The organism is Priestia sp. P5_B4 (assembly GCF_056400385.1).
The window spans coordinates 1-1,535 of record NZ_JBFULJ010000905.1; the positions used below are offsets into that span (position 1 = coordinate 1).

At 35.5% G+C, this 1,535-nt stretch carries 2 protein-coding genes; both read left to right on the top strand.

The genetic code is table 11. The features are described 5' to 3' along the window. A partial coding sequence (locus AC1DRF_RS27340) for an MFS transporter (RefSeq protein ID WP_477742228.1) occupies positions 1 to 612 on the top strand: 612 nt, incomplete at its 5' end. A 66-nt stretch (positions 613 to 678) separates the two neighbouring features. Beyond that, a complete protein-coding gene (locus AC1DRF_RS27345) occupies positions 679 to 1,266 on the top strand; it encodes a PadR family transcriptional regulator (protein ID WP_013057595.1) in 588 nt (195 codons plus the stop codon). Positions 1,267 to 1,535: the final 269 nt, after the last annotated feature.

Consider the following 1,535-nt stretch of genomic DNA (forward strand, 5'->3'; position numbering starts at 1 on the left):
GTAGCAGGAAGTGCTATCGGCGGGATTTTTCTCACAAAAACAAGCTTTCGAAACTTAATGATTATGTCCGTTTTTTCATTTGCAGTAGGAATGTTTTTATTAGGAACAATGGAACCTGATACACCTCGTTGGATGCTAACGGTATTCATGATTTTGACTGGGTTTGGCGTAGGATTTAGCTTTTCTCTTTTACCAACTTCTTCAACGCATAAGCTGGATCCACAGTTTAGAGGTTCTGCCAACTCAACGAACTCATTTGCACGTTCTTTAGGAATGACGCTGGGAGTTACGATTTTTGGAACGATTCAAAGCAATACATTTACAAATGAGCTGCAGCGCAATTTTCAAGGTATGGGAAATGGATCACAAGGAGCATTTTCTCAAATAGGAGATCCGAGTGCAGTTTTTCAATCAAGTGCAAGAAACAGCATTCCGCCTCAAATATTAGATAAGATTGTTGATGCTATGTCTACATCGATCACGTATGCATTTATGCTTGCTCTTATTCCAATTGCAGTAGCTATCATTACTGTCTTTTTAATGGGAAATGAACGAGTAGAAGTTCCCCCTAAAAAGCGGGTAGAAGCTAAGGAACCTGCAGCTCAAAAATAGAAAAAGCACGAAGATGTTCGTGCTTTTTCTACTAAATAAGATGCATGTCAAGAGGTGAAAGGTGTTATGAGTGTTAAATTAGTCATATTGGGTTTATTAATGGAAGGAAACAAGCACCCTTATGAAATTCAGCAAACCATTAATGAAAGACAAATGAAGCACTATATTAAACTGGCAAGCGGCTCTTTATATTATGCTTTTGATACGCTTGAAAAAAATCAGCTAGTKAAAGTAGTCGATGTGATTCGAGAGACGAACAGACCTGAAAAGACCGTTTATTCTATTACGGATGCAGGAAGAGAAGAATTTGAGCGCCTTTATTTTGAACAGCTATTAAAAAAAGAGCATATGCATAGACCAGTTTATGCTGCGCTTTCATTTACTTCTTACGTCGATCAAGAAAAAGTGGCTTCTGCTTTAGAAAAAAAGATTGAGGAAACGGCAGCTTATTTAGAAAAAATGCAAAATTTGTACCAAGTTAAAAAGGTGGATCATTCCATTGCAAATCTGTCGATCATTATGCGCACGATTATGCATTTGAAAGTAGAACTAACTTGGTTCACTCATTTACTCGAAGCGGCGAAAAGCAACAAGCTTACAGAAGTAGATGATGGTTATTTTGAAGACGTTGAAAAAATCGTAGATGAGTTTTAAAAAAGAAGCAAAACGCTGCTTCTTTTTTTTAATAGTCATAAAACATATTTCAAGCAATTTAATTTTGCCAAAAGCTATGTCAATAACAATTAATTAACACCTGATTCGACCTTTAATCAGATTTACTTATAAAACGCTTTCAAAAAGTAGTAAGACTATTAAAAAAGTAAAAAAAATTAAAGAAATATAGCGATTTCATTTTGATTGACGAGTAAAAGAGTGGTAAAATATAAGCAGATATCAGATACACACGCAGTGAGGTTTATCAC